The sequence below is a fragment of the Streptomyces sp. NPDC032721 genome (genome assembly GCF_055579625.1).
The window spans coordinates 47965-54164 of record NZ_JBVIMX010000034.1; the positions used below are offsets into that span (position 1 = coordinate 47965).

At 67.2% G+C, this 6200-nt stretch carries 7 protein-coding genes; 5 read left to right on the forward strand and 2 right to left on the reverse strand.

The genetic code is table 11. From position 1 onward, the window contains the following. The first annotated feature begins 68 nt into the window (after window positions 1-68). The 4 genes from ACZ5PB_RS40935 (at window position 69) to ACZ5PB_RS40950 (ending at window position 3969) form a co-directional block, all read left to right on the forward strand. On the forward strand, window positions 69-407 hold the full coding sequence (locus ACZ5PB_RS40935; RefSeq protein ID WP_468698572.1) for a hypothetical protein: 339 nt from the start codon (window positions 69-71) through the stop codon (window positions 405-407). Then, complete coding sequence (locus ACZ5PB_RS40940; RefSeq protein ID WP_468698574.1) at window positions 397-1674, forward strand: terminase large subunit domain-containing protein; 1278 nt, start codon at window positions 397-399, stop codon at window positions 1672-1674. The genes ACZ5PB_RS40935 and ACZ5PB_RS40940 overlap by 11 nt, the downstream gene beginning before the upstream one ends. Continuing rightward, a complete protein-coding gene (locus ACZ5PB_RS40945; protein WP_468698575.1) occupies window positions 1674-1937 on the forward strand; it encodes a hypothetical protein in 264 nt (87 codons plus the stop codon). The genes ACZ5PB_RS40940 and ACZ5PB_RS40945 overlap by 1 nt, the downstream gene beginning before the upstream one ends. Window positions 1938-2310: 373 nt before the next feature. Then, entirely contained in the window at window positions 2311-3969 is a 1659-nt protein-coding gene (locus ACZ5PB_RS40950; RefSeq protein WP_468698576.1) for an ISL3 family transposase, read from the forward strand. A gap of 112 nt (window positions 3970-4081) precedes the next feature. Here the strand turns inward: ACZ5PB_RS40950 and ACZ5PB_RS40955 are convergent, their stop codons facing one another. Continuing rightward, window positions 4082-4510: an NUDIX domain-containing protein gene (locus ACZ5PB_RS40955; protein ID WP_468698578.1), complete on the reverse strand. Its 429-nt coding sequence runs from the start codon at window positions 4508-4510 to the stop codon at window positions 4082-4084. A gap of 598 nt (window positions 4511-5108) precedes the next feature. On the opposite strand from ACZ5PB_RS40955, the gene ACZ5PB_RS40960 reads away from it, so the two are divergent. After that, window positions 5109-5288: a hypothetical protein gene (locus tag ACZ5PB_RS40960; protein ID WP_468698580.1), complete on the forward strand. Its 180-nt coding sequence runs from the start codon at window positions 5109-5111 to the stop codon at window positions 5286-5288. 283 nt (window positions 5289-5571) lie between these two features. On the opposite strand, the gene ACZ5PB_RS40965 is transcribed toward ACZ5PB_RS40960, so the two are convergent. Beyond that, entirely contained in the window at window positions 5572-5883 is a 312-nt protein-coding gene (locus tag ACZ5PB_RS40965) for a hypothetical protein (RefSeq protein ID WP_468698581.1), read from the reverse strand. Window positions 5884-6200: the final 317 nt, after the last annotated feature.

Sequence of the window (6200 nt, forward strand, 5' to 3'; positions counted from 1 at the left end):
TCGCGTATCCGCAGGGGTATGGAGTCGAGCGGTACGCCCAGGGGCAGGAGCCGCCGACGGACGACGCGTTGATCCGTTCGGCGTGCAAGGACGTCCGCGAAGCCCTCAAGGAGCGTCGGGCCGCCCTGGACGACGAGGTCGACGAACTCCGCACCGTGGAAGCCGAACGCCTCGACCGACTCTTCTTCGTCGCGTACAAGCAGGCCGTACGAGACGGTGAACTCCCGGCGATCGACCGCGCGTTGCGGATCATGGAGCGCCGGGCCCGTCTGCTCGGCCTTGACGGGCCTGCCCGTACGGAAGTGACCGGCGCGGACGGTGGTGCCCTCCGGGTGGAGGCTGTCGCTCTCGATGAACTGGACGCGATTATCACCGCCACGGAGAGGGCGGCCCAGGGTGAGGAGTGATCGCACCCTCCAGTTCATAGCCCGTTACAGGAACCTGGACGGCGAGCAGCGCCGGATGCTCGCCGCCCGGGCCACCCCCGAGCAACGGGCGCTGCTGCTGCGTGCGGAGAAGCACCTCGCCATGGACCGCTCGCCCGGGTCCCTTGCCGGGGTCGTCACCAACCTGAAGGAGTGGCAGGCCCCGCACCTCGACCTCGTTGACCGGGCGTGGATCGGCATGGCCGAAGGGCGCCTCGACCGGGTCATGCTGACCATGCCCCCACGCCACGGCAAGTCTCAACGAGCCGCACGGTGGGGTCCGTTGTGCCTGCGCCGGTATCAGGGCCGTCGCGTGATCATCGCCTCCCACAGCTCGGACCTGGCCGAGGGGCACGGGCGGTTCATCCGCGACACCATTGCCGAGCATCATGACCTTCTCGGTGTCCGCCTCAACCCGGGGTCGAAGGCCGTGCACCGCTTCGACCTCGCCGGGCGCAAGGGAGGCCTCCTCGCCTCCAGCATCGGTGGCGGCCTCACCGGTCACGGTGCGACGGTCGCCATCGTCGACGACCCCGTGAAGGACATGGCAGACGCGGACAGCCCCACCATCCGCCGCAAGACGTGGGACTGGTGGCAGTCCGTTCTTCAGACCCGCATCGAGCCCGACGGGGCGATCTGTGTCATCCAGACCCGCTGGCACGAAGACGATCTCTCCGGCCGGATCATTGCCGACGCCGAAGCCAACGAGTGGACCGTCATCGACCTGCCCGCCATCGCCGACAGCACCACCGACCCCCTCGGCCGGGTGCCCGGTGAAGCCCTGTGGCCCGAGCGGTTCTCCGAAGCCCACCACGCCAAGACCCGCAAACGCGTCGGTGAACGCGTCTGGGCTGCCCTGTACCAGCAGAAGCCGCGTCCGCCTGAGGGAGGAGTCTGGTCCCGGGCCTGGATCGACGACAACCGCACCTCGGTGGTGGCCTTCGGCGCCCTCGCCATGGCGCGCATCGTCGTCGCCGTCGACCCCGCCGGGGGCGAGTCCACCGTCTCCGACGAGACCGGAGTCGTCGGCTGCGCGAGAGGCTTCGACGGGCACACCTGTACGTCCTCGACGACCAGTCCGGCAGCATGGGCGCGAACGACTGGGGCCTCACCGCCTGCCGCCTCGCCCTCGGCCTGCGCGCGGACGCGATTGTGGTGGAGTCCAACTACGGCGGCGACATGGCCCGGCAGATCGTTCGCCAGGCGTGGGATCAGCTCCAGCGCAGTGGCGAAGCCCGCGGGTTGTTGATGCCGATGGTCCTGGAGGTCACCGCGAAGGTCGGCAAACGGCTCCGCGCCGAGCCCATCGCCCAGCTCTACGAACAGGGCATCGTCCACCACGTCGGCCAGTACACGAAGCTCCAAGACCAGATGGTCACCTGGGTCGCGGGCATGGACTCCCCTGACCGCATGGACGCAGCGGTCCACGCGCTAACCGAGCTCGCCGATCCTGACCAGCTCGACACTGGCATCAGCAATCTCAACGACCGGAGGCTCAACGGTAGGCGCTGACCAGCGGTTACGGCCCCAGCAGCGGAACGGATGCGCGTCTGGGAGTTGCCGAATTGGGTTTCGGTATGTACATCCATCGAAAACGAACTGCGTAGTGCGTTAGTGCGTTACCGTGTGGACGACAAAGCAACCTGTGGTGGCAACCACAGATTGCAATCGCGGAGCGCCCGGCCGCCACTTCTCAGGGCGAACGGCCGGACGTCCGGTACTAACGGTTTGGCAGGTGGTCCTTCACCTCCCGCCATACCGACAGCAGGAATGCGCCGGCCGCCATGAGGCGGCCGGCGCTTCCGTGCGTGCAACTCAGCGGCTTCGTACGGCGTTTGCGTGCAAGCCGTAGCCTGTCGAGTCGACTCACTGGCTCAGCCCTCCTATGCGGGCACTCCCGCCAGGGAAGGCGGGGCGATCCCGCACCGCAGGGCTGCACCAGTTACAGCAGCCTAGCTTTCGGTGCTTCAGCGTGCGTCCAGATCCGTTGATCCTGCAGATAGTCTCTTTGCGGACGGCGCTTAGCTGCAGGGCGACATTACTTCGCGGCACGGGTCCGGCCCGCTGCGGCTGCTTGTCGGCCCGGGTGCACGACTTCTACCAGCGCAGACTGAAGGATCTGCCGATCGGCGGACAGCGCGTGGTAATCCTGCTGCGGGTCCGGCGCTTCATCTGCGACGGTGCGAACTGTCCGCGCCGTACCTTCGCCGAGCCGTTCGCACAGCTGACCACCCCATACGCGCGCTTCACTACCAGGCTCAACCACACCCTGGAACGCATCGGGCTCGCGCTCGCTGGACGGGCCGGCGCCCGACTGGCTGCCCAACTGCACCTGGACGCTGGGCGGATGACCCTGCTTCGCCGGATCATGGCACTGCCAGACCCGCAGGTCACCACGCCGCGCGTGCTCGGGGTGGACGATTTCGCCACCCGCCGCGGGCACACGTACGCCACCGTGATCACGGACGGCGAACGCCACCGGCCCATCGACATCCTGCCCGGCCGCGAGGCGGCACCACTGGCAGCCTGGCTGACCGCACACCCAGGAGTGGAAGTGATCACTCGGGACCGTGCGGGGGCGTATGCCGAGGGCGCCGCACTCGGTGCCCCGAACGCGCTGCAGGTCGCGGACCGGTTTCATCTGCTCCAGAACCTCAACCAGGCCGTCGAGAAGTGCGTCGCCGCGCACCGCGACTGCCTGCGCACCACCGTCCCGCAGCCTGGTCAGGCAGTTACCGCTGCGCGGGCCGAGGGTGACCGCGATACCGAGCCGACACCGCTCGCCTTCCCGTCCGATCGGCGGGCCGAGCGGATGCGCGCCCATCACGCCCTGGTCCACGGCCTGTTGATCGAGGGCATGGGGCTCCGAGCGATCGCCCGCCACCTGGGCTGGGGGCGGCATACCGTCCAGAGGTATGCCCGCGCCGCCCGCTGGCAGGACATGGTCACCGGACGCCGCAGCCGCACCAGCCGTTTCGACATCCACCAGCACCACCTGCAACAACGTATCGACGAGACGGACGGCAAGATCACCATCATCCAGCTGCGCGAAGAGCTCGCCGCCCATGGCCACCGAGTGCCTTACAGCAGCCTGCGCGACTGGGCCCGCAGCCGCCTCCAGTGGCCCGATGCACCCTTGCAGGCGGCTGCGGCGCCGTCCGTCCGCACCGTCGTCGGCTGGATCACCCGCCATCCCGACACCCTTACCGAGGACGAAGTCCAACTGTTCAAGGCGGTACGCGACGCCTGCCCGGAGCTGGAGCAGACGCACGGACTCGTCCGGAACTTCGCCCAAATGCTCGCCCAGCGCACCGGCGCTGACCTGCCGGACTGGATAAGTACCGCCCGTGATGCCCGGCTGCCCGGGATCACCGGTTTTGCCCACGGGCTCACCGCTGACCTCGAAGCGGTCATTGCCGGGCTGACCGTGCACTGGAATTCCGGCGGCACCGAGGGCGCCGTGAATCGGGTGAAAAAGATCAAGAGGCAGCTCTACGGGCGGGCCGGATTCGATCTGCTCCGCAAGTTGATCCTGCTTCAGTAGCAGCCACGGCCAGCACCACAGAGCGTTGTTGTTCCCACCCGTTCCGCTGTGTGGACACAGGAGGGGATACCAGCGTGGGCCAAGAGCACACGAGGCCGACCCCCAAGGGCCGCTAGCCTGCGTCCGCGTTCTCCAGCGGGGCATCACGTGGCACGACACCGCGAGCACGAGCGTCCTTCACGGCCCTGTCCACCTGCAGTCCACCCGAAGTCCCCCAGTCCAACAGACCGTTGACCGCGTGCGCGGGCACCCACAGCCGGCGGTACTTCCGCCCCGTACTCGGGTCCACGGCGCGTGGAAGCAGCCGTCCCAGCAGAGCTGCGAGCCTTACTTGCGCGAACACCTCCTCCTCGCTCTCGATCAACTGGTACCCGAGATACCGTGCGGCACGGATCTCGACCTGGCTCTCCTCCAGTGCCTCTCGTTCCAGGGTCTCGGTGAAGGTCTCTCCCACTTCGGGCTTTCCACCGGGCAGGTTGTACCGCCCCTGGTCGTCCTGGCACAGGATCCGTCCGTCTGACTTGAAGATGAAGCCGTACACCTGCCTGACCGGAAGACCTGCCGGCACCTCTTCGTCAACCCATGTCAAAGCGAACAACGAGGGGCCTCCGGGGGGTCAGGGGTTCGTGCCGACTGGCTTTCCGAGGGCCCGAATCGGCGGTGGAATCGATTGACATGCAGTCACGTCTGTTCGTCAAACTCACAGCTCTTGCTGATCGATCGATACATTTCGTGCTCTACGCCGAATCTTGCCCTGATCGCGCGCTCGTTCCGATCGGGCGAGTGGCCTGTCGTCGCGGGCACCCGTTATCCAGGCCAGGAGCGTTCAGCGACCCAACAGTGGAAATGATGACGAAGCCCGTGGTCCCTGGGACTGGCCGATAACTTCGATCGGCAGTCTCGGGGTGGTGCGCAGGGGACTGCGAGCAGCTCCTACCGACCAAACGACCGAAGTTCGTGCTCAGCCCAAGGGTCGAACACCGGGGTAACGCTCCGAGACCGCTCCCTAAGATCTTGTGACAGAACCCGACTCAGACCGTTAAAGCCACCGAGTGGAACCGACGATGTTCAGCATCCAGTGGCGATGCACAACATCAGTGGGCTCCACCCGGTGGGCTCCACCCGATGGGCTCCACCCGATGGACTCCATGGAGTGGACGCCACTGTGGTGCGCACCGGATGCGATGGACGCCACTCTGCTGCGCACCACGATGTCCGTCACCGCACCCGGTGCGCACCATCCGACGGTGTGCGGCATGCGTGTGCGCACCGCAGGCTCACCCCTTGTCCAGGTCGCGGCGGGCGCGTATCGCTCCTAGACCAGGTTCGCTACCCCGCAGGTTTCCCCTTGCCAGACCCGGTGCGGGCTTTCAGTCAGGTCGCGGTCTAGGGGGTGTGTGATAGAGGAGCCCGCCCGGCCGTGGTGCGCGTCCGGTGCGGTGCCAGGGCCGGCGGCGCGCACCGCGATGGATGGTGCGGTGCGCTGGTGCGGGCACCACCGATGTCGTCACCGCACCTGGTATGCACCGGCCGGTGGGGTGCGCATCGAGGGCCTGGCTCATACCGACAGCCTTCAGCGGGCGCAGGGTGTGGGCGACGTTTTCACTCGTCCAGCGACGAGGGCTGAACATACCCGTACTCTCCGGCACGCTCTCGGTCGCCGCCGCAGACCACCGCGCCCTTCAGGGGATGCGGGCGCCGGACAGCGGCGACGATACGTTCGGCCGGGAGCGTGGCACTTTCCTCGGTCACCGCGAACCCGATCTTCAACTGGACGGCCTGAACGGCGTTCTCACGCGGAACATGCAGGGAAACGAGGACCTGTCCGGGGTCCGAGTCCCACACGGAGACCCAGAACGGGTCGCTGTTCCACACGGCCAGGGGATTCGGCACGACAAGCAACTGCTCGTGCACCAGGTCTGCAACCTCCCACGCCAGCGAAGGCCGTTCCGCTAGAGCCATAGTGCTTACTTCCTTCGAACCTTCCCGCCCGGCACCGGCGTGACCCCGAGGTCGCGGTGTCATCGCCGCGACCCTACCGGCGCGTCGGCTGGTGCCACGGGCGGTGCCAAGCCCGTCAATCCGCGAACACGGTTGATCACGGGGGGCGCCGCATTGTCAGTGGCGGCTCCTACCCTTTCCCGGTGAATATTGATGATCTTGAGTGGCAGGCGGACCGGATAGGAGGAGTCCCTCCGCAGGTGGTGGACTCTCTCCTGGAGCACGGGCAC